This is a genomic window from Loktanella salsilacus, assembly GCF_024206795.1.
Classification (GTDB): domain Bacteria; phylum Pseudomonadota; class Alphaproteobacteria; order Rhodobacterales; family Rhodobacteraceae; genus Loktanella; species Loktanella salsilacus.
Map to the genome: position 1 here is coordinate 719,729 of NZ_CP072994.1, position 24,151 is coordinate 743,879.

Consider the following 24,151-nt stretch of genomic DNA (forward strand, 5'->3'; position numbering starts at 1 on the left):
GCCGGTCTGGGCCGTTCGCTGACGCTGACACGTAGGGCGGACAACGGTCATTCGCTGCAGGTGCGAAAAGTATGTGATAATGGTTCTAAGCAGCCATCTGAACGTCAGGCTACGCTACTCAGCACTGCGTTGGAAAAGTCCATCGCTTTCGAATGAAAAGTCACTTTAATGAGCACTTGAGGTAGCTTAAGGAGCGACAGGTCTAAGGCGACGATTAGATGCAGGCTCAACGGTTCGAAATTTTATAGCCTTCTGTACGTTGACCAAAGGGGGCACGCCCACCTTCCAAGATTCGGATTGTCTCTTCATGTGGTGAACTTTCGCCCTCAATAGCTTCAAAAGCTCCCCCGCTATATGACAACACAGGATGGTCTAAGCCTGTGGGACGCGTTGCAGTAGATATGATTATTTGCTCCGCGTCCGTGACAACGACCAGATTAGGATTGTGAGATACAATGATGATTTGCCGTTCTCGCTTACTCGTCCGGATAAACGGCACCAACGCTTTTGCGACTGATGAGTTGTCCAAGTTTCCTTCGGGTTGATCAATGATGAGAGGGCGATTGTCTTTGTCATCGACCAGCAAATACAAGAGTAAGAGTACGATTCCTCGCGTACCCGGCGACTGATGTGAAAGCTCTACACCACCATACTCAAGAACATAGCTGACCGAAATACCTGTGGTATCAAACAACCAATCCGAAACGTCTTGCGTTTTGAAGCCCGTTCTTAGCCGCTGCTCCATTTCTTCCCGAGAACCTAACTCAGCGTCTAATGTTTTAATAACCGCAATGAGCTCATTTCCTGTCTCATCTGTCAGTAACGCCTCATTCAATTGCTTGACCCTCTCATCGGTCAGATTGACATTGGATGGCTTTCTTCTATCGAAAAAATCCGGGCATTTTTCTAGCCAACCTTTCCAATTGGAACGAGGTCGGACACCTACTGAGAATTCTTCTGTCTCAGTTTCCGCGAGCCTTTCAGCAATCTGCTGCGTCAGCGGACTGTATAGAACCTTTAGTACCTCAGCCTCATCTTGAAGAGTTTTCAAAACCTTGCGGTAACATTCAAACCGCCGTTCCTTCTGTTCGGCAATGTCCAACTCTATTGCCGTTAAGCGCTCTAAGCGTTTCTGACCTGATCCTGCGCGCTGTTCATTGTCCGATATTTGTTCACGCAGCTTAAGAACCTTGGCTTTGACTTGCATATCAATGGACACTTCTTGTTGAGCTGCCGCCAGTTCAAGTGCTGCATCCGACCTCGTGCCCGGCGTCAAGCCGTCACCATCATCTGACGATGTGGCTCCCAATGCAGTAATGTTTGCTTCTACTTTCTCCAGCAATTTCGCAAAAACCAGAACCACAGACCCTTGGAAGCTTGGTTTGAAAGTTGCGATGCTTTCCTGATCAATTCCAGCACGTATCAGCTGTGTTTCCAGCTCAGAAAAAGCGACAAACGTTCTTCTTTTAAATAGTTCATAAGCTTCAAAGGCGTTCTTCAGCTGAGATCGCTGTTCATTCAGTTCAGATAACTCGCTCTCCAATTTCTGATTGATCGTTGCAGCTTTCTCTAACCTTGCGAGAGCTGTTGGATTGATAGATGACTGGGCTTCTTCGAGAAGCAACTTGAGCCGAACAATTTCAACCTGAAGTTCAGCCGTTTCGGCCTCGAGCCTATGCTTGGACTCAATTTCTTTCTCTGCGTTGTCAATTTTTTCATTCAGAATCTTGATTTCGTCTTGAAGGTCTACCTTTCTCGTTACCATCGCTGCAGTGTGCTTATTTCGTAGTTCCGAGAATGTTGCGCATTGCAGGCGTTTCTCAACAGGGAGATGATTGAAAACCATTTTTTCGAGTTCACTGACCAAGCTATCGCCAGAATGGTCTTCGCTACATAGCCGCTCTACGAAGTCCTGAGATAAATACCTCACTCTTTCGGTCAAGCTCATGGGTTCATCACCAACCTTGAATGAAGTTTTGCTTCCATCGCCCCAGCCAAGCGTCACGGACAATCCATTCAAACTTTTGCCTGCCCTTCCAACGAAGGTCTGAGAATGATTACCTGACCGCAGCTCAGAAATCTTTACACCAGCAGCTCGGGCTATCAGCTCACCAATCGCTGTTTTCCCCGCACCTTTTTCTCCAACAACGGCTACTAGTGCAGAATTTAAAGTTATGTCAGTAGTCTCGAACCATGCGTTTCCGCTAAGTGAAACCCTTTCGATGATTTTTGCAGGGTCAGTTGGCCCAGGTTTGGTCGAGCCAATCCAAATACGTTCTTGGGGTTCCCTGAGTATCTGCCGAAAGCCAACAAATGTGGGGTCAGATTTTATCCAACAGTATTTCTGATCAACCGGCTCAAAAACGGCTTGCGCATCACACCCATGGATGCAGGGCTTCGGCTTGGGCAACTGAAGGTAGTGCTCTCTGTCTCGATCGCTGCCTGAGAACACCAAATCAGCCCACTGCTGGAGGCGTCCCTGCAACGCGGTCAGTCCGGACGACTGGGTTAAACCGGTGATACCATCACTTCCGTTGGCGACCGCCAAAAGCGTTCGAGACTTCAACCATTGGCCAGCTTCATTGTCTAACCATTCAAGAAACACATCATGGCTAGGTTTGAATTGCTCGGTCCCAAGCTTCAGACGCCCTTTGGCATCAGTTGGGGACGATTCCATGAATTCACCTAAGCTACGCAAGTCATCCTGAGTGCAGGAGAACTTCTTACCTTTCTCCACCTCAAATCGAAGGTGTTTAAGTGCAGCCTCAATCTCTTTGATATGAGCATCATCAGCTTCGTTAAGCTTGGGAGTTGGATCAATCAGAAGGTGAATATTAAATGACTTGCCTGCCTGCGTCTGAAGAGCAAACCGGCATTCTATGTTTGGTATTAAAAGGTCAACGCTTGAAAGGCGCCCAGCTTTCTTTTCTTTAAATAGGCGTTTGTAGCCTTCAATGCTCCAATAATCTGTCACACCAATTACTGAAATATTGTGGTCTAGCGCCTTTTGCTCAAGTACATCCAAGTACTCATCCCAGTTACCGTAATACGAATTCGTAGCTGACCGAGATCCAATTACACTTTCAGGGGTGTGAACGTGTAGATCCCATCTACGCCACGTTGCACCTTGTTCAATTTTGTTTGTGATCACGACAGCTTGCCCCAGCCAACCAAGTAGAATTTCGATTATCTTATCTAGGAGGGGGCCTCGCCGCACCACAAATCTAGCGGTCGCACTACTTTAGATTGAACTGAGTTCATTTGGGCATTGTTGATTGCCGCGCCTTTGGGGCTTGCTGTTTGACGAATGGCCGCTACGGGGAAGTTGCACCGCAGCGATCGAACCCATCGCGAAGGTCCGCATTGGGCCGTGAGCAACAGGCTGGATTTTCTGCACTCGCAAAATGCTGCGCGACGGCATTCGGTAAAGAGGGTTCGAACCGGACTTTCGCCGCGCCCAACACCAATGTCCAGTTCACCGACTTCCGCGAAAACATCGTTGTCTTATATTCCCAGATATCAGGCCGCGCTGGCCAGTTTCCCAGCCTTGCGTTGCTTCAACGTCGTCCGGTGCTGCAACATAAAGCGCAGCATCTCACGGGACGCATCGGGGCCGGCCGGATCGGTGAATCGCCCCGCCGGGCTCCCGCCTGACCACGCGTGACCGATGCCCATAATGACCCAGAATTCGGTGAACGATTTCCCTTTGCCCTTGCGGTGCGACTGCCGCACGAACAGATGCCCTTCAATGATGCGCCCCTTGCGTTCGGTGCTGACCAGGGTCGGGTAAGCGTCGGCGGCGCGCGCGGCAACATAGCGTCCGTTCCGGACATGAACGACCTTGTCGTTCTCGCCGTGGAAATTGATCGTGGGTATCGGCGCGCGCGAGCGGCTACCCGGCGCGCCATGCTTCATGGCAATCATTGCCGTGGACGCATCGTGTGCTGACCCCACTGAAAGTCCCGAGTGGGCACCGACGGCGGCAAAAATGTCCGGATATGCTGCGGCGAGGATCAGTGCCATTGAGGCCCCTGCAGACAGACCGGCGACGTAGACCCGCGCTGGATCGGCGGGTGTGGTGCTGAGGACCATGCGCGTCAGGTCTGCAAGAAGGGCAGGTTCACCGGCAACCCGGCTTTGATCCCCCCGGCGATACCAGTTCCAACAGCGGTTCTTCTGCGCTTGCCGGTTCTGGGCAGGGTAGACGACGATGACGCTCAACTCCTCGGCCAATGCGTTCATTCTCGTGCCGGTCGCGAAATCATCGGGCGTTTGTCCGCAGCCGTGAAGCATGACGAGGAGTGGTAGGGGGCGCTCTGCACTTGTGGCGCTGGCGGGCAGATACAGTTTGTAGTCTAGGCTGCCAAACGAACTGTCGTGGGTCAGCGACCTGAAGGTTGCTCCGCGCGGTATCGGCATTTGCGCCCGTGCGGTTGCCGTTACCGGCTTGGCTTTAGCCGCAGGTTTTACAGATAGTATTGGATGAACTTTGACCCGGCTCAGCGCTTGGCCGGCACCCTTCGATGTGGGTTTTGGCCGGGCCTTTGCCTTGGCGGGTTTGGGCAGCATTACACCAACCATCTGTCCAAATGCCGTTGCAGTGGCATGGCGGACCTTCTTGCGGCTACGAGCTTGCACTTTCTGAAATGGGTTAAACATGCGCCTCACCAGTTGAATGCGGACAAAGCCGCTGCAGCGGCTTCCTAATCGTGCTGCACATGCCAGCGCAGACATAGCACAACCAATTAGGACGTGATGGGTTTCGTTAGAAACGGACTGCGCGGCGCAAACCGGCTATGCGTTGGGGTCAAAGTCTGGGGTTGCATTGCAATGAATGACTATTCATCCATGGCCGCGCCTCGTCATTCCTATAGCTATCAAACGGCACCTTGTCGGTCTCGGCGGCTATGAAATGCGCGAACGAATTTGCGAAAAAGGCCGTCCCGAAAATCCTTAAGACAACGGTTGTTCTTCTTTTCATGACGCTTTCGTGAGTCTTTGAGTTGCGAAAAATTATACAGTATAAACAGTGACTTAATTATTATTAATTCTTGCGGATGTAAGGTTTCCCTGGTATTTTCCGACATCCGAATTTGTTCGGGGAGCAGAGCAGAGCAGAGCAGGGAGATAGAGATTGCCATACGTCGACAGTGCGATCGTGGCCTTTCTCACCTTTGCGGCGGCCATAATGTTTTGGTCAAACTGGGAATGGCGTAAGGAGAGCAAGGAGCGGCATAGTGCCTTCATGCAAGATCGGATTTCCAAGAGGCGGCCACCGCGTTGCCCGCAGTGTGGTTGGGATATGGCCAAAGCCGAACCTGAAAGTCGCGACACCGAAGGTGCGTAGCGATTGCCGCATATGACGCTGACACCACAGAACCTCATCTTCATCGACTTCGAGGCGTCAGGTCTTGGCCCGAATTCGTGGCCGATTGAAGTCGGAGTGGCGTGGATTGAGAATGACACTGTTGAAAAATGGTCCTCTCTGATCCGACCCGAACCGAACTGGAACGAAAATGCGTGGTCATCGCAATCAGCCAGCATTCACAAAATCCAACGAGAAGAGCTTCGATCCGCACCAAGCGCGGCTGACGTCGCCAGTGACCTTCTTCATCGGATACATGGAAAACACGTTGTCAGTGACGCCGTAGCGCACGATCACTGGTGGGCGGAATTATTACTGGAGCCGCTGGGTTTCCAGCCGCCGCCTTTTGCCAGCATCGAAAAGGTGATCACGGCGGTATGCAAAGGTAATTCAGCGCTTACCCATCATGTCCACACGCAACTTAATGGAACGCCTCGACCACACCGGGCCGGCCCTGACGCGGCCCGATTGGCGGAGGCAATTTTACTTGCGATGAAGTTGAGGGCTGAAAACTGAGTATGGCGGGATGTGTCAGTCAGCGGCAGTGCCTTGCTTAGAGAATGGGTTAAGGGGTGTAATGCAGTTCTTGAAAACGGAACACGGCATCATCGCATGCGAGCGGGTTATTGCGGGCATTGTCATCAACCCCTTCGATCCCCCGGGTGTCTGCGATCCCATCAGAGAGCAACTGTCAGATGTAATATTTAGGTATATGGTGCGATGTTGTCTGACTTCACTTTTACGCCGGCATTCATAAGAGCCTTCTCTATTCACTGTAGGCGGATCGATCCTGATCTGTTTCCCTCTGCTAATTTGTAATTAAAGCGATGACATGACGAGCCCACTGCCACTCCGCGTTTGTCCTGCTCCGCGAGAGACGATCTTTTCATTTGTCGGTCGTATGGCCGCTGTTAACCGGCTTGATACCGCAAGCTTCTGTCAGGATATGGGGGTGCCGCTTCGGTCTCTAAGCAATTTTGAACCCAAGGCAGTCGACAAGGTTGCTGATATTGCAGGTCTATCGCACACACAGATAGCTGAGTTGATGTCGTGGACTGGTCGACCACTTAAAAGCGTCCGCATAGAATTTCGGGGGGCTGCCGTCGTGTCGCGCGCCGTGCGAAACCCGGATGTGTATGGCTGCCCAATATGCTTGCGCGACGATGCTGCAAGTAGCGAAGCGAACCCGCTAACGAAGATGGTGCTTCGCGGTGAATTTCTTTTCCGGCATAGCCAGACCTGTAGCAAGGATGGCCATCCGCTGGTCATGCTTTGGTCGGATAAGAATCCGACGCGCCGATATCTTGCAGATCAAATGTCGAGCTTGATCAAGCCGCTAAGCAACAGCACTTTTGAACGCGCGTTTAGAACACAAACAGCTTACGACAAATGGTTGATTGCGCGGCTGGAAACTGGCGACGACGAGACTTGGCTTTCCTGCCATACACCCCACGTCGCCGCTACAATCTGCCGTCTTATCGGCAGGCAACTACTATTAACGGATCGTTTGCTGGACAATGTCCCGCCAGCAGATCGGGACTGGCAATGCTATTCACTTGGTTTCGAGACAATTAGCGGTAATGAACGTGACTTCAGAGCGGTGCTGGTCGATCTGGTAGCTGAAAAATCTGGCGGCCTGGGTGGGGCTGCCAGCGCCTTTGGTGACCTCTACCGGGATCTTTCAACGACCCTAAGCTATGATACTGCATTTGATCCGTTCAGGGACATTCTCCGAGATGTTATTTTAGACCAATGGCCCATAAAAGTTGGTGAAGTTTTGCTGGGACAAGTTCAGGAAAAATCACGGCTTCATTCGGTTGCCAGTGCCGCTGGTGCCTTTGGTCTGCATCCTGACCGTATGCGTTTGGTCTTGGCGGCTGAAGATATTATTTCGGATAATGACCCGCGCTCAGACGCTCGCCTGACGTTCCCAGCCACTGCACTAGAAGGATTAAGCACTAAGCTGTCTGGCTTGGTTGATCTAGCAACTTTACGCGACAGATTTAATGTTACGGAGTTTCAATTTATCTCTCTCAGACGTGAAAAACTTTTTGCGCCTACGTTGGACAGACGGCGCGCAAGATCGGCCTGGGATCCAGAGCCGTTCGCCTGCTTTCTGAAAGATATGTTCCGGAATTCTGTCAACATAGTAGCTCAGGATAATGGATGGGAACAAATCCACGACGCGTCAGTCAGAGCTGGCATCGCCGTCACCCTTATCTCTAACGCAGTGCGAGAGGGGGCAATCTCTGTCGGGCGGCTTCACGGGGTGAACGGGTATGCGGCATTATTTGTAAGTTCTGCTGAGGTTGATCGGCTGCGCGTCGCTGTTGTCCCTGAGGGGCAATCCCCTTTTGTATTTGGCCAGAGCGTCGGGATAACGTCGAAGGGGACCATGCAGGCGTTGTTCGATAGCGGCCAAATGCCTGCCACCCTCATCCGCGACTCCCGGTCGGGGAAAACGCGCCACCGGGTGACGCAAGCCGACGCTGATGCGTTTCAAGCGAAATTCGTCACCCTTCGGACGGGGGCCGCCGCTTTTGGTATCCAGAAGCGGATATTGAAGTTCATACTTGAGAATGCTGGAGTAAGGCCATTTGCATTTGAAGACGTCTGTTTCGAGGGCATTTACCTGAGGCGTGATGTTGAAGCAGCGGTCTCAGCGTCAGGAAAGTCCCTGTAGTCCAGAGCTATACTTTCTAACTTTTATAGCCTCAGTTCGCGCTCACTTGTGTCGCCTCTACTAAGTTGGCATCCGCCGACCGGCCGGAGCAAAGAGCTTAGAATGGCGCATGTTAGGATTTCCGGAAAAGGCACGCTCCAACTGACAGCAACAAACAATTATTGCGCAAGATTTGTCTTTTTCTGACAGTAGTGCAGTGCGCTTACGCCTGAATTTTAAGGCCTGGGGAGGCGCTTCCTACCATTGCCTCTACTAAAGTTGTCGACCGTCGGCGTGTCGGACCAAAGCACTCGGAAAGCGCATGGTGTGATTCCCAGAAAAGGGATGCTGTAACTGACAGCAACTTATCAAAACTGGCGATCCCGGAAGGAATCGAACCCTCAACCTGCCGATTAGAAGTCGGCTGCTCTATCCAGTTGAGCTACGGGACCGCACAGGTCGTGTTTTGCGGGGTTGGCGGGCGGTTGGCAAGCGGGTTGCGCGTTAAAGCGCGGCAAAAGCGGAATTTCCCGGCCGGATCGCAGCATTCTTAGGGCGGGCCCCGTGACACTTGATCGCGGGACACGGTATGAGGGCGCAACAATTATGAAAGGTGCCCCCATGCGTCATATCTTGCTTGGTCTGCTTGTCCTGTCCGCGCAGCCGCTTGCGGCGCAGACGCTATATTTTTCGGCGATTCCTGACGATGACGAATCCCGTCTGGTCGAACGCTTTGGCGCGGTGGCGGGTTATCTGTCGGACGCCCTGGACGTTGACGTGCAGTATGTGCCGGTCAAAAGCTACGCCGCGGCCGTCACCGCCTTTGCGAATGATCAAATCCAATTGGGCTGGTTCGGCGGGTTGTCCGGCGTGCAGGCGCGCATTGCAGTGCCGGAATCCCACGCGATTGCGCAAGGCGCAGAGGACGAGACCTTCGTCACCTATTTCATCGCCAATAAGGACACCGGCCTGACGCTGGACCCCGCATTCCCCGATCTGGTAGGACGCAGCTTTACCTTCGGCGCTGAAACCTCGACCTCTGGCCGCTTGATGCCGGAATTTTACATCCGTGCAGAGTCGGGCCAAGCGCCAGAAGAGCTCTTCTCCAACGTCGGCTTCTCTGGCGATCACGGGCAGACGCTGCGTCTGGTGGCATCGGGCGCTTACGAGATCGGCGCGCTGAACTATTCCGTCTATGACACTGCGGTCGCTGATATGACGCCAGAGGCTGCGGCGACCACGATCATCTGGGAAACGCCGCCTTATCCCGACTATAACTGGACGATCCGCGGCGATGTCGATGCCACCTTTGGCGCGGGCTTTGCGGACAAGGTGCAGGCTGCTTTGATCGGCATGGACGATCCAGTGCTGCTCGAATCCTTTCCGCGTAGCGCCTTTATCGCAGCTGATGATGCGCTGTATCAGCCCATCGTTGATACGGCGCGCGCGCTGGATCTGATCGACTGATGACACAGCCGCTGGTCACGCTGACGGGCGAAAGCCTTGGGTGGGGTGGCCAGCTGGCGCTGCACGATGTGTCCTTGCAGATTGCGCAGGGCGAGCGGATTGCCATTCTAGGGCGCAGCGGCGCGGGCAAAAGCACGCTGCTGACTGCGCTGCACGACCGGGCGCAGGGGCGGCTGGCGCTGGTGCCGCAGGACCACGGGCTGATCGGGGCGCTGTCGGTATTTCACAACGTCTGGATGGGCGTGCTGGATGATCACGGCACCGCCAGCAACCTGCGCACGCTGATTTGGCCGAATGCTGATGAACGCGGACGGGTTGCGCAGGTCCTTGGCGTTGTCGGCCTTGATGATCTGGGGCGACGCCCCGTGTCGCAACTGTCCGGCGGGCAGCGGCAGCGGGTCGCGCTGGCCCGCGCCTTGCTGCGCGGCGGGGCGCTGGTGCTGGGGGACGAGCCTGTGACGGCGCTGGACCCCGAACAAGGCGCGGCCTTGCTCGATCATCTGCTGGGGGCCTTTCCGACAAGCGTGCTGGTGCTGCATGACGTGGATCAAGCCTTGCGGGTCGCGACGCGGATTATCGGTCTGCGGCAGGGCAGGGTTGCCGTGGATGCGCCTGCTTCTGATCTAAGCGCAGACGATCTGCTACAGCTTTACCGATGATCTTGCAGCGGCGTCATGTGCTGGCGGGCTTTGCCGCGCTCACCCTTATGGCCCTTTGGTTCGCCGACCTTGGCGCGATGCGTCCTGACCCTTGGATGACGCTTCGCGCGATTGGGCAGGGTATTCTGCATCCTGATTTTTCCGATATCGCGGGTCTGCTGCGGGCGACCGGGCTGACGGTTGCCTTTGCCTTTTGCGGTGTCGGTCTGGGCGCTGTGCTGGGCCTGTTGCTGGCCCCATTTTATGGCCGCGCCGCCGTGCGCCTGACCTGCATCGCGGTGCGGTCCGTGCACGAACTGTTCTGGGCCCTTCTGCTGCTGGGCCTGACGGGCCTGTCGCCCCTGACCGGCGTGCTGGCCATCGGGCTGCCCTATGCGGGCATCTTCGCCAAAGTCTTCTCTGAATATCTAGAGGACGCCGCCGCCAGCGCGCCCCTGAGCCGCCGCTTGCCGCGCCTGACGGCGCTACTGTGGGTCCGGTTGCCGCAGGCGTTGCCGCAGATGCGGACCTATACGCTGTATCGCTTGGAATGCGGTCTGCGCTCGTCCGCTGTGCTGGGGTTCATCGGGCTGCCGACCTTGGGCTTTCAGTTGGAAACCGCGTTCAAGCAGGCGCAATACGGCCAAGCCGCCGCGGTGCTGGCGCTGTTCCTCGCGCTGATCTTGCCGCTGCGCTTTTGGGTGATCTGGCGGCTGGTGCCGCTGATGCTCGCGGCCTCTGCCACGGCGCTGATCTGGTTGCCGACGCCGCCGATGGGGCAGGGCGCGCTGATGCGTTTCTTAACAGGCATTGTGCCAAGCCCGCTGCGCACTGGGGCCGATTGGGGCGGCTGGCTTGATAAGGTGCTTCTGCAACAAGCGCTGCCCGGCAGTATCGACACGCTCATCTTGTCGCAAATCGCGCTGGCGGCGGCGGCGCTGATCGCGGCTGTGGCCTTTCCGGCGATCGTGCCCCGCGTCGTGGGCCGCGCGGGTGCCGTGATCGGCCATGGCGTGCTGGTCGTGCTACGATCAATTCCGGATTACATGCTGGCCTTTGTGCTGCTGCAAGTGCTGGGCCCGTCGATGCTGCCCGCCATTCTGGCACTTGGCCTGCACAACGGCGCGATCATCGCCCACCTGCTGGGCCGTCAAGCGGCGAGCCTGCCGCAGCGCACCGGCGCGCCGCGCGGCGTGACGCTGTGGGCGTGGGATCTGTTCCCCCGCCTGTCCCCCGCCTTTTGGGCGCTGTGTCTGTATAGGTGGGAGATTATTTTGCGCGACAGCGCCATCATGGGCCTGCTTGGGATCGGCACGCTGGGCTTTTATATTCAAAGCAACGTACAGACCCTGCGCATGGACCGGGTCGTTGCGCTACTCGTCGTGTCGGCCCTCCTGACGCTGCTGATCGACACGCTTTCACGCCGCCTGCGCCGCGCCATGCGCGACGGCCCGCCCCTGCGGATCGAGGCGTCGCGCTGCCTCGCGACATAGGCGTCCCTTGACGTCCGCGCCTTGCGGGCTTTCATAGAGTGTATTCCAAACCGGAGCCTGCATCATGGCCGCCACCACCACCGATCTGACATTTGATGTCACTGGCATGTCCTGCGCCGCCTGCGCTGGCCGGGCAGAGCGTGCCTTGGCCGCCGTGCCGGGCGCACAGGACGCGCGCGTTAACTTTGCGACGGGACAGGCGCGGCTGTCGCTGGACGGGGCATCGCTGACGGACGTCACGCAGGCACTGACGCGCGCGGGCTATCCCGCCGCCACCACCGTGATGCAGATCGAAGTGGACGGCATGACCTGCGCGTCCTGCGCCGGCACGGTCGAACGCACCTTGGCCAAGGCCCCCGGCGTGTTGGACGCGCAGGTCAATTTGGCCACCCGCCGCGCCACTGTGACGGCGCTGGTTGGGGCGGTCACAGCGCAGGACTTGGCGCAGCGTGTCACCGACAATACCAGCTATACCGCCAGCGCCGAACCTTCCGCCCCGCAAGAGGATCGCACAGCGGCAGAGCAGCACGCCTTGGGCCGCGACACGGCGATTGCCGCCGCATTGACCCTGCCGGTTTTCATTATGGAAATGGGCGGTCACGTCATCCCCGGAATGGCCGCGGCCATCGACGGCAGCATTGGGCGCACCGCGTCGTGGCTTATCCAGTTCGTGCTGGTGACCCTTGTGCTGATCGGTCCGGGCCGCCGGTTCTTTGTCCACGGCATCCCGTCCTTGCTGCGCGGCGCGCCAGAAATGAACGCCCTTGTCGCCCTTGGCGCAGCCGCCGCGTGGACCTATTCCACCGTCGCCCTCTTCGCGCCCGGCCTGCTGCCCGCAGGCACGCAGGCCGTCTATTTCGAGGCAGCCGCCGTCATCGTCACCCTGATCCTGTTGGGCCGCTGGCTAGAGGCGCGGGCGCGGGGCCGGGCAGGCGCTGCGATCCGGTCACTGGCCGGGTTGCGGCCGCAGTCTGCGCAGGTGGAACGTGACGGGGTCGCGACCGAAATCGCCACGGATGCGATCGTCGTCGGCGACATTGTGATCGTCCGGCCCGGAGAGCGTTTGCCCGTCGACGGCACCGTCCTGACCGGCTCCGGCTGGGTCGATGAAAGCATGATCACCGGAGAGCCCGCGCCCGTCGAAAAGAAGCCCGGTCGCAGCGTGACAGGCGGTACCGTGAACGGCGAATCCGCCTTGCGGGTGCGGGCGCAGGCTGTGGGCGCGCAGACGGTTTTGGCCGGGATCGTGCGGCTGGTGCAGGACGCGCAGGGTGCAAAGCTGCCCATTCAGGCACTGGCCGACCGGGTCGTGCGCTGGTTCGTGCCGGCTGTTCTGGTGGTCGCCGCCTTGACCGTGGCGGCTTGGTTGGTGTTTGGCCCCACGCCCGCCTTGACCTATGCGCTGGTCGCTGGTGTGTCGGTCCTGATCATCGCTTGCCCCTGCGCCATGGGGCTGGCCACACCGGTCAGCGTCATGGTCGGCACGGGCCGGGCCGCGGATCTGGGCGTGCTCTTTCGCCGGGGCGATGCCTTGCAGCGCCTGTCGGATGCGACCGTGATTGCCTTTGACAAGACCGGAACGCTGACCCTTGGCGCACCGGATTTGACCGCCTTGACTGTGGCCCCCGGACAGGACGAAGGCCGCGTGCTTGCGCAGATCGCAGCGGTAGAGGGCGCGTCAGAGCATCCCTTGGCCCGCGCCATCGTGAAGGCCGCAAAGGCACGTGGGCTTACCGTTCCCGCCGCGACGCAGGTCACGGCCCTGACTGGCATGGGCGTGCGCGGCGTGGTGGACGGCGCGGTTGTGTTCGTCGGCGCGCCGCGTCTGATGGTGCAAGAGGGGATCGATATCAGCGCTTTGCGTCAGGCAGCAGATCAGATCGCGGCCTCGGCGCAGACGCCCGTTTTCGCCGTGATCGACGGTGTGGCGGTCGCAGTGCTCGGCCTGTCCGATCCAGTCAAGCCGAACGCCGCCAAAACCATCGCCGCCCTAAAAGCGCGGGGCTTACGCACGGCCCTGATCACAGGCGATGCGCAAAGCGTGGCGGATGCGGTCGGGGCCAGCCTTGGGATTGATACCGTCGTGGCAGAGGTACGGCCCGAGGGCAAAGTCGCAGCGCTGGACGATCTGCGCCGCGCAGGGGACACGCTGGTCTTTGTGGGCGATGGCATCAACGACGCGCCCGCCTTGGCCGCCGCTGACGTTGGCATCGCAGTGGGCACCGGCACGGATGTGGCGATTGAAACGGCGGACGTGGTGCTGATGTCGGGCGATCTGGCTGGCGTGGGTACCGCGCTGAACTTGTCGCGCGCAACCCTGCGGAATATCCGGCAGAACCTGTTCTGGGCCTTTGCCTATAACGTCGCGCTGATCCCGGTTGCGGCAGGCGCGCTGTATCCGTTCACAGGCATGATGCTGTCACCGATGCTGGCCGCCGGCGCGATGGCGGCGTCCAGCGTGCTTGTGGTCTCCAACGCGCTGCGCCTGCGCCGCGCTGGCTAAACCTTAGCCAGCGACGGATTTACGGATCGCGGCCATGTTGGCACCGTAAACATCCGCCTTATCGACCGATCCGCCCCGGAACACGGCAGAGCCCGCGACCAGCACGTCGGCCCCGGCCTCGACAACCAACGGGGCGGTGACAGGGTCGACGCCGCCGTCGACCTGAATGTGGATGTCTCGGTCGCCAATCAGTTCGCGGACGCGGCGGATTTTGGCGGTCATGTCGATAAACTTTTGCCCGCCAAAGCCGGGGTTCACGGTCATCACCAGCACCATGTCGGCGACGTCCATCAGGTCAGCGACGGCATCCGCCGGGGTTCCGGGGTTCAGGGCGACGCCAGCTTTCATGCCCGCGGCGCGGATCGCCTGCAGGGTGCGGTGGATATGGGGTCCAGCCTCGATATGCGCGGTCAGGATGTCGGCCCCGGCGTCGGCATAGGCGTCGATATAGGCATCCACCGGAGAGATCATCAGGTGCACGTCCATCACGGTTTTCACGTGCGGGCGGAAGGCTTTGACGGCGGGGGGACCAAAGGTCAGGTTTGGCACAAAGTGGCCGTCCATCACGTCGATGTGGACCCAGTCAGCACCCTGCGCCTCGATCGCGCGGATTTCGCGGCCGAAGTCGGCAAAGTCTGCGGACAGGATCGAGGGGGCAATCTTGAGGCTGCGATCAAAGGTCATGGCGGCTTTCCTGTGGTCAAAAGGGCAGGGGCAAAGGGTGCGGCGCACCATCGTCCAAACACGGCGGCTTTACAACGGGGCGCGGCACGGCGGATGGTGGGGGATCACGCAAGGGAAAATTGCTATGAAGATTACTGCCGCCGCCGATCTGATCGTAAAGCCCGCCAGTGCGGATTGGTTTACTGGGGACGTGACAATGTCGCCGCTATTCCACGACGAGGCCCCGTCGCACGCAGCCGGGGCGCGGGTGACGTTCCAGCCGGGAGCGCGCACAAATTGGCACACTCATCCGCTGGGGCAGATCCTGATCGTGACGGAGGGCGAAGGACGCGTGCAACGCGAGGGCGGTCCAGTGCAGGTCATTCGCACCGGCGATGTGGTGCGGTTTGACCCCGGCGAGCGGCACTGGCACGGGGCTGCACCGGGCCTTGCCATGACGCATATCGCCATCCATGAGGCCGTTGATGGCAGTGCGGTGACCTGGGCGGAGCCTGTTGCAGAGGCAGATTACCTTAGCTGACGTGGACGTTTCGCCGGAGGCAGGATGCCTCCGGCGGGAGTTTATTTCGCAAGATGAATGCGGCGTCGCGGCCTGTCGGGCGGGGCAAGGCGATACAGTCAGGTGCCCCGTTTTGAGTATTTAAGAAAAAGCGAGGACAGGGCGTTAGTCGAAAACGATGACATTGCGTTTGGCCGCGCCAGATTTAGTGTCGGCGATGGCGTCGTTGATCTGGTCCAGCGTCCAAGTGCGACTGACAAGTTCGTCCAATTTCAGGCGGTCTTGTTGGTAAAGATCGACCAGCCACGGAATGTCGCGGGCGATGACGACGTCGCCCATTTTTGATCCGATCATCGCCTGGCCAGAGGCGGCGATCATCACCGGCTGGTAGCTGCTGGTGGCGCCAGAGTGTGGCATGCCGACCATGATGACCTTGCCGCCCGGCGCAAGGTACTGCGCGGCGGTGTCATAGGCGGGAATGGCACCGACGGTGACGACGACGACGTCAGCGCCTTTGCCCATCGCCTTTTTCGCGGCGCGCCACGGTTTGGTGTCGGTGGCAAGGACGCCGTCGGTCGCGCCGAAATCGCGGGCGATAGCAAGTTTGTCGTCCGTCATATCGACGGCAATGATACGGCGGGCCCCAGCAATGCGGGCCCCTTGGATCGCGTTCAACCCGACGCCGCCTGCGCCGATGACCACGACGTCTTGGCCGGCACGCAGGCCTGCGGCGTTAACCACAGCACCGACGCCAGTGATGACACCGCAGGCCAGCAGGGATGCGGCGACAAGGTCCATATCAGCGGGCAGTTTTACAATCTGGCTTTGGTCCACGACGACTTTTTCGGCAAATGCGCCGCTGTTCATAGCTTGCTCTACCGGCGCGCCATCAAGGGTGGTCAGCGGGCCATCGTGGGCGGCGGGCGCGCTGCACAGCACCGGCATGCCGCCGCCGCAGGTGGCGCAGGTACCGCAAGCGCGGATTAAGGTGACGACGACGGGATCGCCTATGGCTAGGCCGCGCGTGCCTTCGCCGATGGCGGTGACGTGGCCGGCGGCCTCGTGGCCATAAACGGCGGGCAGCTTTCCGCCCCAAGCCCCTTCGGCAAAGTGGATGTCGGAATGGCAGATCGCGCAGGCTTTCAGGGTGACTTCGACCTCTCCCATCAGGGGGGCGCGCAGGTTCAAGGTTTCGATCTGCAGAGGATCGCCATGGGCGTGACTGACGGCGGCTTTGATCTGGGGCATGGGGGCCTCTTGCTGGGGTTGGCCGTCAGTCTGGGCCGGGGGGCGTTAGGCTGCAAGGGCGAATGCGGCTGCGCTAGAAAGCGGTGCGCGCGCGCATGAAAACGGCGACTGCAAGGACGACCAGGCCAGCCGCCAGCAGGAACGGCGCGCCGGGCAGGTAGATGGGCGCGGATGCCGCCGTGAAGAGCCAGAAGGTCTGCGTCATCAGCAAGGGGCCGATGATAGTGGCGATCGCGTTGACGCCGGTCAGCACGCCTTGCAATTCGCCTTGCTGGTTGTCGGCGGCACGGCGCGACATGATGCCTTGCAGTGCAGGCCCCGCGACAGAGCCGAGGGCGGTGAGCGGGGTGAGCGCCAGCGCGAGCCAGCCGCTGGTGACAAAGCCGAGGAAGATAAAAACGCCCACGTCGACGGCCAGGCCTGCGATGACGGTGTTGCGTTCACCCAGCACGCGCAGGATTGGCTTCATCAGCAAGCCTTGGACGATGGCGATGCCGATGCCGAAAAACCCAAGCGACAGGCCAATCATACCCGGCCCCCAGCCAAAGCGGGCTTGGCCGTAGTAGGCCCAGATCGCCGGGTAGACGAAGAACGCCATGGTATAGATGAAACTGACGGTCAGAAGTGGCGCAAGGCCGGGCAGGGCTGCAATGTGGCGCAGCGCGCCAAGCGGATTTGCGCGGGCAAGGGTAAAGGGGCGGCGGATGCGGTCGGTCACGGTTTCGGGCAAGATTAACCAGCCAAAGCCAAGGTTGAGCGCCGCCAGCAGAGCCGCCGCATAGAACGGCGCGCGCTCGCCCCAGATTGCGAGTGCGCCGCCCAGCATCGGGCCGATCACAAAGCCGACGCCGAAGGCCGCGCCGATCAGGCCAAAGTTGGCAGCCTTTTCATGCGGTTTCGAAATGTCGGCCATATAGGCGCTGGCGGTCGATTGCGTCGCTGCCGTGATGCCGCCGATGATGCGGCCCAAGATCAGCAGCCAAATCGTATGGGCGAGGGCCATCAGCAGATAGTCCAGCGCCATGACGCCAAGCGCCAGCAGCAGCACGGGGCGGCGCCCATATGCGTCGGACAGCGCGCCGATCATCGGGCCGAACAGGAACTGCATTGCGGCAAAGATCGTTGCCAGCAAACCACCCCAAAGCGCGGCACTGGCAAGGCCGGGGCCTTCGACGCTTTGGATCAGGTCGGGCATAACCGGCAGGATCAGCCCGATCCCCATCGCATCAATGACAACCGTGATCAGAATAAAAAGGACCGGCAGCGGCATGGCGTTAGGTGGTGTGCGGCACGGTGCCGGTGCGGGTCAGAAAGTCCGTCAGGATCTGCGCGTATTCTTCTGGCTTTTCGCCGCATGGCAGGTGGCCCGCGCGGCGGATCAAGGCAAAGCTGCTGCCGGGGATCAGGTCGGTCGTTTCCCTGACCAAATCAGGGGGCGTGGCTTTATCCTCGCTGCCGGCAATGCCCAGCGTCGGCAAGCGCAGGCCGCTAGTCGGGGTAAAGAAATCGGTGCCGGAAATGGCGGCACAGACGCCCAGATACCCCTCTAGCGGGGTGTCGATCAGCATCTTTTGCCATGGCTGCACTGCGGGGGTGGCGCAGAAGTCCGGTCCGAACCAGCGCAGCATGATGCCGCCCGCCATCGCCTCTAGCCCTTGTGCGCGGACTGTGGCGATCCGGTCCGCCCAGATGGCGGGGGTGCCGATTTTGGCGGCCGTGTTCGACAGCACCATGGCGCGCACGATGTCCATGCGTTTAACCGCCAGTCCCTGTGCGATCATGCCGCCGACGGACAGGCCGACAAAGACGCAATCACGCACGTCCAGCGCGTCGCACACGGCCTCTGCGTCACCGATCAGCTGGCCCATGGTATAGGGGCCGTCCGGCACGCTGCTTTGGCCATGGCCGCGCTTGTCCCAGCGAATATAGCGGATGCCCTTTGGCAGCAGGTCCATCACCGGGTCCCACAGGTGCAGGGTGGTGCCAAGCGAATTGGCAAAGACCACGGTGGGCGCGGCAGGGTCGTCCACGCCATCAATGCGGGTGTGAAGGGTGATATCGCCGCGGGTGACGGTGGTTTCTCTCATGCGAAAGCCTTTGTGTGGAAGTGGGGCCGACAGACCCGGTATTGATTGACGCGTCAGGCGGTCAGGTGTCCATGGCGATCGCGCGTGTAAAGGTGTTCGGGTCGACATTGCCGCCCGTGGCGATGGCGATGACCGCGTCGCCCTGCAAGCTGTCCCCGTGGAACAGGGCTGCTGCCAGTGCAGCCGCGCCGCCCGGTTCAGTCACGATCCGCAGGCGGGCAAAGGCCAGCGCCATCGCGCGCAGGCAGTCGTCGTCGCTGACCACAAGGCCGGGACCGCACAGGCGTTGCATGATCGGAAAGGTCAGATCGCCCGGCTGCGGCGTGACAATGGCGTCGCAGATCGACCCTTCGGCAGCGGCATTGCGCTGGATCTGCCCCGTGGCCAGACTGCGGGCGGTGTCGTCAAAACCCTCCGGCTCGCAGGGGCGCGCGCGCAGGCTGGGGGCCGATGCTTCCAGTGCGAGGGCCACGCCAGCGGTCAATCCGCCGCCGCCGCAACAGATCAGAACGTCGGCGTTTGTGATGCCCCTCGCGGCGGCTTGAGCGGCGATTTCTAGGCCCGTGGTACCTTGGCCCGCCATGACCTGCGCATCGTCAAAGGGCTTGATCAGCGTCAGGCCACGTTCGGCGGAGAGGCGCAAACCAATGGCATCGCGGTCTTCGGTCGCGCGGTCATACAGAACGACTTCGGCGCCCAAGGCACGGGTGTTTGCGATTTTGATCGCTGGCGCATTTGCGGGCATGATGATGACGCAGGGGCTGCCATGGGCGGCCGCAGCGCGGGCGACGCCCTGCGCATGGTTGCCGGACGAATAGGCAATGACACCCGCTTTGCGCTGGGCCTCGGTCAGGGCCGATACTGCCGACCATCCGCCCCGCGCCTTAAAGCTGCCGGTGTGCTGCAGGCATTCTGCTTTGACAAAAACGCGGCGGCCCGCGATCTGATCCAGAAAGGGCGAGGAGAGCAGCGGCGTGCGCCGGACGTGGCCATCAAGGCGCGCTGCGGCGGCGGTGATCATATCGATATTCATGCCATGGACCTTATCCAAGATTGCAACGCTGTTAGGGCAGGGCCCTCGTCCAAGAACGGCACATGACCGCGATCCGGCACTTCGGCAAAGATGCCGTCCGGGCGCCGGCGCTGCATTTCGGCCCATGTCGCGGGCGTCAGCAGATCGCTGTTCGCGCCGCGTATGGCGGCCAAGGGCAGGTTAGCTGTCGCATCAAACAGTGGCCACAGGTCCGGCATCGCGGTTTTACCATCGCCTAGCGATTGCGCCAGCGCCGGGTCATATCGGATCACAAGGCCGCCGTCTGTTTGCTCATAATGCTGCTCAACCTCGGCCAGCCAGCGATCCATGGGCACGCCGCGAAACGTCGTCCAGACGCGGTCCCGAAAGGCGGCGGCGTCGGCATAGGTTTTCTGCGCCGGGTTCTTGCCGACATATCCGGCAATGACGGCCAGCCCTGCTGGATCAATCTCTGGCCCGATGTCGTTCAGGGCCACACCCAGCAATCGGTCGTGCGCGGTGGCGGCCAGTATCATCGCAATCAGCCCGCCGCGCGACGTGCCAAGCACGGCCGCCTTTGCCAGGCCCAGATGATCCATCAAGGCTAGCGCGTCTTTCGCCTCGACCGGGACGGTGTAGGTGGCTGGATCGGCCCAATCCGATTGGCCGCGCCCGCGATAGTCCAGCCGGATCAGCCGGGCGTCCAGATGCGGCGCGACGTGGTCAAAATCCGTGCCGTTGCGCGTCAGCCCTGCCAGCGCCAGTACGGGCAGGCCGCTGCCGCTATCGGTGTAATGCAGACGGGTGCCGTCTGGTGCGATGAAATTTGGCATTAGACATACTCCGGTAAGGTGGACAGGTCCGGCAGCACATGCTGTGGCTGGGCATAAAGCCGGTCAATCGGCGCGCCAAGGCGGTTGACCCAAGCCGTGTGAAAGCCATAGCCAGCCCCCGCCGCTGCGTCCCAGCCGTTCGAGGACACGAACATCACCTGATCGCGGCGGCAGCCAAAGCGGTTGCCGACCATGTCATAGACGGACACATGCGGCTTAAAGACGCCCACATCCTCGACCGACAGCGCGTCATCAAGCAGGTCATTCAAGCCCGCCAGCGTGATCGCCGCGCGCAGCATATCAGGCGGCCCGTTCGACAGAATCGCCGTTGTCATGCCGCGATCCTTTAAGGTGCGCAGCATGGCGGGGACCTCTGGATAGGCCTCAAGTTCCCAATAGAGCGCAAGCAGACGCTTGCGCAGGGCAGGATCGTCTAGGCCCGCCGCCTCCATCGCCCAATCCAGACCGTCTTGGGTCAGCTGCCAGAAATCGCAGTGCCGATCGGCGACGGCGCGCAGCCAGCTATACTCCAGCTGCTTTTGCCGCCAGTCGCGGGCCAGCTGTTCCCAAACGGCGGCAAGTCGCTCTTGCCCCGGCTCTTGTGCGGCCCTGCGGGCGGCGGCGTTGACGTCAAACAATGTGCCATAGGCGTCGAAAATACATGTGGTGATTGTCATGGGAAGGCTCCTGTCGCTTGGCGAAGACTTGCACGACGCGGCGGCAGGGGCAAAGCGGTTTGCATCCCATAGCGCGATTCGTTAGCGTCCCCGGGATTTTGAACTGAAAGGACGCAAAATGACGACTGCAAAACAGGGCGACACCGTCCGCATCCACTATACCGGCACGCTGAACGACGGCACGGTTTTCGACAGCTCTACGGGTCGCGACCCGCTGGAATTCGAAGTTGGATCCGGCATGATCATCCCCGGTCTGGACGTGGCAATCCCCGGCATGACCGTTGGCGATACAAAGACTGTGAACATCGCGGCTGATCAGGCATACGGCCCGGTCAACGACCAAGCACGTCAGGCCGTGCCGCGCGCTGACATCCCCGCGGATATCCCGCTAGAGGTTGGCGTACAGCTGCAGATGCAGACCCCTGACGGCCAAGTTGTGCCCGTCACGGTCGCCGACGTGAATGAGACCGAAGTCACGCTGGACGCAAACCACCCGCTGGCTGGCAAAGACCTGAACTTCGACATCGAGATCGTCGAAATCAAGGCAGCCTAATCAGGCAATACGAACAAGGCCGCGGGGATCATCCCCGCGGCCGACCGGCGCACCCCAAGGTCACGCCTCTTACTTTACCCAAAAATTATGCACCTGACGTCGCGCACCCCCGAAGGTCTGCGCCGCTGAAGGAGATCCATCCTTCTTCTGGTCAAAAATACCTCGGGGGGAGACCCGCAGGGACGGGGGGCTGGCCCCCCGCCTTTTGCGATTTTTCGCCGAAAAATCGACCCGCTTTACAGGTGATCCGGCTGCGGCATGCCCAGAACGTGGAACCCGCCATCGACGCGGATAATCTCGCCGTTGGTGTAAGCACCAACATCGGACGCCAGATACACTGCCGTACCGCCCACCGCTTCCAATGTCGCATTGGACCGGGCCGGGGTGTTCTGTTCGGTGTGCTTGAACGTGCGCCGCGCACCGGCGATGGCCGATCCGGCCAGCGTTTTCATTGGGCCGGGGCTGATCGCGTTTACGCGAATGCCTTGCGGGCCCAGATCGTTCGCCAAATAGCGCACTGCAGATTCCAGCGCGGCCTTAGCGACGCCCATGACGTTATAGAACGGGGTCACGCGGTTGCTGCCTTGATAGGTCAGCGTCAGGATCGTGCCGCCGTCCGGCATCATCTCTGACGCGCGTTTGGCGACGTCGATCAGCGAATAGCACGAAATGGTCAGCGAGTTTTGGAAGTTCGCCCGCGTCGTGTTGATGAAACGGCCTGCCAGTTCGTTTTTGTCGGAATAGGCGATGGCGTGCACGACAAAGTCGATGCTGCCCCACTTGTCCTTCAAGGTCTGAAACGCGGCGTCCATGCTCGCATCATCATTCACGTCGACGTCGATCATGATGTCCGATCCGACGCTTTCCGCCAGCGGGGCCAGACGCTTGCCAAAGGCTTCGCCCTGATAGGTGAACGCCAGTTCCGCGCCCGCCTCGGCCATGGCCTTGGCGATGCCCCAAGCGATCGACCGCTCGTTGGCCACGCCCATAATCAGGCCGCGTTTGCCCTTTAGCTCGATCATACTCACTACCCTTTGAAGCGCGACAGCAACATAGATCCGTTGGTGCCGCCAAACCCAAACGAATTCGTCATAATCGTATCCAAACCTGCGTTATCGACGCGGGTCATGGCAATCTCGGACGCATCGAGCGCTGGGTCCAGCGTTTCCACATTGATTGACGGTGCGATGAAATCGTCCTGCAGCATCAGCAGGCAATAGATCGCCTCTTGTGCGCCAGTTGCGCCTTGGCTGTGGCCCGTCATCGACTTGGTCGAGGAGATCGGCGGCGTGCTGCCTTGGCCAAAGACGCGGCGCACGGCCTCAACTTCGCCTACATCGCCGACGGGGGTGCTGGTGCCATGGGCGTTGATATAGCTGATCTTGCGGCCCTCGGGCAGCGTTTTCAGCGCCATCCGCATCGCCCGCTCGCCGCCTTCGCCAGACGGCGCGACCATGTCGGCCCCGTCAGAGGTGGCAGAGAAGCCGGTGACTTCGGCATAGATCTTGGCGCCGCGTGCCTGCGCGCCTTCCAGCGTTTCCAGCACAACCATGCCGCCGCCGCCTGCAATCACGAAACCATCGCGGCCTGCGTCAAACGCCCGAGAGGCCTTGGTGGGGGTGTCGTTATATTTGCTGCTCATCGCGCCCATGGCGTCGAACAGGCAGGACAGAGTCCAGTCCAGTTCCTCGCCGCCGCCCGCGAACATGATGTCCTGCGTGCCAAGCGCGACCTGCTGCGCGGCCATGCCGATGCAATGCAGGGATGTCGAGCAGGCAGAGGTGATGGAAAAGTTCATGCCCTTGATCTTGAAGGCCGTCGCAAGGTTTGCGCTGACCGTCGAAGACATCGTCTTGGGCACAGCGAACGGCCCGATCCGTTTGGTCGCGCCGGTGGCCAGCACCGATTGGTGCGCGGCAAACATGGCAGAGGTGGACGGCCCGCCCGAACCGGCGATCACGCCGGTCATGGGATTGACGATCTGTTCCTCTGTCAGGCCCGCATCCGCAATCGCTTGCGTCATGGAAATATGGGCATAGGCCGCACCCGGACCCATAAACCGCAGGGTCCGCTTGTCGACGTGGTCCGCCACGTTGATCTTAAGCGTGCCAGCGATCTGGCTGCGGAAACCGCGTTCTGCCATCTCGGGCGAGGCTTCGATACCGCTGGTCCCTGCTTTCAGGGCAGCGGTGACTTCTTGTGCATTATTACCGATGGGGGACACGATTCCCAAACCGGTGATGACGACGCGACGCATGGGCGCACTCCTTCATAGTTGGGGTATGTTTAGGCCACACTGGCCTGCTGCCGCAACCATATAGAGGTGCGGCGGCGCGCTACGGGGCAAATTGTAGGGTTTTTAGTAGCAAAGGGATCGACTTGCTCGCGCAAGCCGATCCGCAAGAAAGGGGGTGCCAAAGGCTGTCGCGA

19 protein-coding genes and 1 tRNA gene are annotated in these 24,151 nt (G+C 59.9%); 8 read left to right on the forward strand and 12 right to left on the reverse strand.

Translation table 11 applies throughout. The features are described 5' to 3' along the window. Positions 1 to 226 precede the first annotated feature (226 nt). Both KBW81_RS03630 and KBW81_RS03635 read right to left on the reverse strand, forming a co-directional pair. Entirely contained in the window at positions 227 to 3,220 is a 2,994-nt protein-coding gene (locus tag KBW81_RS03630; protein WP_367305319.1) for a TrlF family AAA-like ATPase, read from the reverse strand. Between the two features lie 299 nt (positions 3,221 to 3,519). Further along, positions 3,520 to 4,659, reverse strand: a complete 1,140-nt coding sequence (locus tag KBW81_RS03635) for an extracellular catalytic domain type 1 short-chain-length polyhydroxyalkanoate depolymerase (RefSeq protein ID WP_254248385.1) — start codon at positions 4,657 to 4,659, stop codon at positions 3,520 to 3,522. Positions 4,660 to 5,359: 700 nt separating this feature from the next. On the opposite strand from KBW81_RS03635, the gene KBW81_RS03640 reads away from it, so the two are divergent. Then, a complete protein-coding gene (locus tag KBW81_RS03640) occupies positions 5,360 to 5,881 on the forward strand; it encodes a 3'-5' exonuclease (protein ID WP_254248386.1) in 522 nt (173 codons plus the stop codon). A gap of 316 nt (positions 5,882 to 6,197) precedes the next feature. Next, positions 6,198 to 8,048: a TniQ family protein gene (locus KBW81_RS03645; protein ID WP_254248387.1), complete on the forward strand. Its 1,851-nt coding sequence runs from the start codon at positions 6,198 to 6,200 to the stop codon at positions 8,046 to 8,048. Between the two features lie 354 nt (positions 8,049 to 8,402). On the opposite strand, the gene KBW81_RS03650 is transcribed toward KBW81_RS03645, so the two are convergent. After that, positions 8,403 to 8,479: transfer RNA gene (locus KBW81_RS03650), tRNA-Arg, on the reverse strand. A 169-nt stretch (positions 8,480 to 8,648) separates the two neighbouring features. On the opposite strand from KBW81_RS03650, the gene KBW81_RS03655 reads away from it, so the two are divergent. The 4 genes from KBW81_RS03655 to KBW81_RS03670 all read left to right on the forward strand — a co-directional run bounded on the left by KBW81_RS03655 (position 8,649) and on the right by KBW81_RS03670 (position 14,128). Continuing rightward, complete coding sequence (locus tag KBW81_RS03655; RefSeq protein ID WP_254248388.1) at positions 8,649 to 9,494, forward strand: putative selenate ABC transporter substrate-binding protein; 846 nt, start codon at positions 8,649 to 8,651, stop codon at positions 9,492 to 9,494. After that, positions 9,494 to 10,153 carry an ATP-binding cassette domain-containing protein gene (locus KBW81_RS03660; protein WP_254248389.1) on the forward strand — a complete coding sequence of 220 codons (660 nt, stop codon included), beginning with the start codon at positions 9,494 to 9,496 and terminating at the stop codon, positions 10,151 to 10,153. Before KBW81_RS03655 ends, KBW81_RS03660 begins: the two co-directional genes overlap by 1 nt. Then, positions 10,150 to 11,625: a PhnE/PtxC family ABC transporter permease gene (locus tag KBW81_RS03665; protein WP_254248390.1), complete on the forward strand. Its 1,476-nt coding sequence runs from the start codon at positions 10,150 to 10,152 to the stop codon at positions 11,623 to 11,625. The genes KBW81_RS03660 and KBW81_RS03665 overlap by 4 nt, the downstream gene beginning before the upstream one ends. Positions 11,626 to 11,689: 64 nt before the next feature. After that, positions 11,690 to 14,128, forward strand: coding sequence for a heavy metal translocating P-type ATPase (locus KBW81_RS03670; RefSeq protein WP_254248391.1), 2,439 nt, complete (start codon positions 11,690 to 11,692; stop codon positions 14,126 to 14,128). 3 nt (positions 14,129 to 14,131) lie between these two features. Here the strand turns inward: KBW81_RS03670 and rpe are convergent, their stop codons facing one another. Next, a complete protein-coding gene (rpe, locus tag KBW81_RS03675; RefSeq protein WP_090187805.1) occupies positions 14,132 to 14,812 on the reverse strand; it encodes a ribulose-phosphate 3-epimerase in 681 nt (226 codons plus the stop codon). Positions 14,813 to 14,936: 124 nt separating this feature from the next. Between rpe and KBW81_RS03680 the strand changes: the two genes are divergently transcribed. Beyond that, positions 14,937 to 15,332 carry a (R)-mandelonitrile lyase gene (locus KBW81_RS03680; protein WP_254248392.1) on the forward strand — a complete coding sequence of 132 codons (396 nt, stop codon included), beginning with the start codon at positions 14,937 to 14,939 and terminating at the stop codon, positions 15,330 to 15,332. A 144-nt stretch (positions 15,333 to 15,476) separates the two neighbouring features. On the opposite strand, the gene KBW81_RS03685 is transcribed toward KBW81_RS03680, so the two are convergent. From KBW81_RS03685 to KBW81_RS03710, 6 genes are all read right to left on the reverse strand, one after another. Further along, complete coding sequence (locus KBW81_RS03685; protein ID WP_254248393.1) at positions 15,477 to 16,559, reverse strand: zinc-binding dehydrogenase; 1,083 nt, start codon at positions 16,557 to 16,559, stop codon at positions 15,477 to 15,479. Positions 16,560 to 16,632: 73 nt separating this feature from the next. Further along, the gene (locus KBW81_RS03690) at positions 16,633 to 17,829 is read right to left on the reverse strand and encodes a TCR/Tet family MFS transporter (RefSeq protein ID WP_254248394.1); all 1,197 of its coding nucleotides are present in this window, start codon (positions 17,827 to 17,829) and stop codon (positions 16,633 to 16,635) included. Between the two features lie 4 nt (positions 17,830 to 17,833). Then, a complete protein-coding gene (gene pcaD, locus KBW81_RS03695) occupies positions 17,834 to 18,646 on the reverse strand; it encodes a 3-oxoadipate enol-lactonase (protein WP_254248395.1) in 813 nt (270 codons plus the stop codon). A gap of 61 nt (positions 18,647 to 18,707) precedes the next feature. Beyond that, positions 18,708 to 19,679 carry a threonine ammonia-lyase gene (locus KBW81_RS03700; protein ID WP_254248396.1) on the reverse strand — a complete coding sequence of 324 codons (972 nt, stop codon included), beginning with the start codon at positions 19,677 to 19,679 and terminating at the stop codon, positions 18,708 to 18,710. Beyond that, positions 19,676 to 20,491: an alpha/beta fold hydrolase gene (locus KBW81_RS03705; RefSeq protein WP_254248397.1), complete on the reverse strand. Its 816-nt coding sequence runs from the start codon at positions 20,489 to 20,491 to the stop codon at positions 19,676 to 19,678. Before KBW81_RS03705 ends, KBW81_RS03700 begins: the two co-directional genes overlap by 4 nt. Further along, entirely contained in the window at positions 20,491 to 21,168 is a 678-nt protein-coding gene (locus KBW81_RS03710) for a haloacid dehalogenase type II (RefSeq protein ID WP_254248398.1), read from the reverse strand. Before KBW81_RS03710 ends, KBW81_RS03705 begins: the two co-directional genes overlap by 1 nt. A 118-nt stretch (positions 21,169 to 21,286) precedes the next feature. On the opposite strand from KBW81_RS03710, the gene KBW81_RS03715 reads away from it, so the two are divergent. Beyond that, entirely contained in the window at positions 21,287 to 21,721 is a 435-nt protein-coding gene (locus tag KBW81_RS03715; RefSeq protein WP_090187822.1) for an FKBP-type peptidyl-prolyl cis-trans isomerase, read from the forward strand. A gap of 236 nt (positions 21,722 to 21,957) precedes the next feature. Here KBW81_RS03715 and KBW81_RS03720 read toward each other — a convergent pair whose 3' ends face one another. Both KBW81_RS03720 and KBW81_RS03725 read right to left on the reverse strand, forming a co-directional pair. Next, positions 21,958 to 22,743: an enoyl-ACP reductase FabI gene (locus KBW81_RS03720; RefSeq protein WP_090187825.1), complete on the reverse strand. Its 786-nt coding sequence runs from the start codon at positions 22,741 to 22,743 to the stop codon at positions 21,958 to 21,960. 5 nt (positions 22,744 to 22,748) lie between these two features. Beyond that, on the reverse strand, positions 22,749 to 23,978 hold the full coding sequence (locus tag KBW81_RS03725) for a beta-ketoacyl synthase N-terminal-like domain-containing protein (protein ID WP_090187828.1): 1,230 nt from the start codon (positions 23,976 to 23,978) through the stop codon (positions 22,749 to 22,751). Between the last annotated feature and the right edge of the window lie 173 nt (positions 23,979 to 24,151).

Excerpts from the sequence above, each read along its gene's own strand:
- KBW81_RS03635 (WP_254248385.1), bottom strand. The coding sequence starts at position 4,659 with ATGTTTAACCCATTTCAGAAAGTGCAAGCTCGTAGCCGCAAGAAGGTC.
- KBW81_RS03640 (WP_254248386.1), top strand. The coding sequence starts at position 5,360 with ATGACGCTGACACCACAGAACCTCATCTTCATCGACTTCGAGGCGTCA.
- KBW81_RS03645 (WP_254248387.1), top strand. The coding sequence starts at position 6,198 with ATGACGAGCCCACTGCCACTCCGCGTTTGTCCTGCTCCGCGAGAGACG.
- KBW81_RS03655 (WP_254248388.1), top strand. The coding sequence starts at position 8,649 with ATGCGTCATATCTTGCTTGGTCTGCTTGTCCTGTCCGCGCAGCCGCTT.
- KBW81_RS03660 (WP_254248389.1), top strand. The coding sequence starts at position 9,494 with ATGACACAGCCGCTGGTCACGCTGACGGGCGAAAGCCTTGGGTGGGGT.
- KBW81_RS03665 (WP_254248390.1), top strand. The coding sequence starts at position 10,150 with ATGATCTTGCAGCGGCGTCATGTGCTGGCGGGCTTTGCCGCGCTCACC.
- KBW81_RS03670 (WP_254248391.1), top strand. The coding sequence starts at position 11,690 with ATGGCCGCCACCACCACCGATCTGACATTTGATGTCACTGGCATGTCC.
- rpe (WP_090187805.1), bottom strand. The coding sequence starts at position 14,812 with ATGACCTTTGATCGCAGCCTCAAGATTGCCCCCTCGATCCTGTCCGCA.
- KBW81_RS03680 (WP_254248392.1), top strand. The coding sequence starts at position 14,937 with ATGAAGATTACTGCCGCCGCCGATCTGATCGTAAAGCCCGCCAGTGCG.
- KBW81_RS03685 (WP_254248393.1), bottom strand. The coding sequence starts at position 16,559 with ATGCCCCAGATCAAAGCCGCCGTCAGTCACGCCCATGGCGATCCTCTG.
- KBW81_RS03690 (WP_254248394.1), bottom strand. The coding sequence starts at position 17,829 with ATGCCGCTGCCGGTCCTTTTTATTCTGATCACGGTTGTCATTGATGCG.
- pcaD (WP_254248395.1), bottom strand. The coding sequence starts at position 18,646 with ATGAGAGAAACCACCGTCACCCGCGGCGATATCACCCTTCACACCCGC.
- KBW81_RS03700 (WP_254248396.1), bottom strand. The coding sequence starts at position 19,679 with ATGAATATCGATATGATCACCGCCGCCGCAGCGCGCCTTGATGGCCAC.
- KBW81_RS03705 (WP_254248397.1), bottom strand. The coding sequence starts at position 20,491 with ATGCCAAATTTCATCGCACCAGACGGCACCCGTCTGCATTACACCGAT.
- KBW81_RS03710 (WP_254248398.1), bottom strand. The coding sequence starts at position 21,168 with ATGACAATCACCACATGTATTTTCGACGCCTATGGCACATTGTTTGAC.
- KBW81_RS03715 (WP_090187822.1), top strand. The coding sequence starts at position 21,287 with ATGACGACTGCAAAACAGGGCGACACCGTCCGCATCCACTATACCGGC.
- KBW81_RS03720 (WP_090187825.1), bottom strand. The coding sequence starts at position 22,743 with ATGATCGAGCTAAAGGGCAAACGCGGCCTGATTATGGGCGTGGCCAAC.
- KBW81_RS03725 (WP_090187828.1), bottom strand. The coding sequence starts at position 23,978 with ATGCGTCGCGTCGTCATCACCGGTTTGGGAATCGTGTCCCCCATCGGT.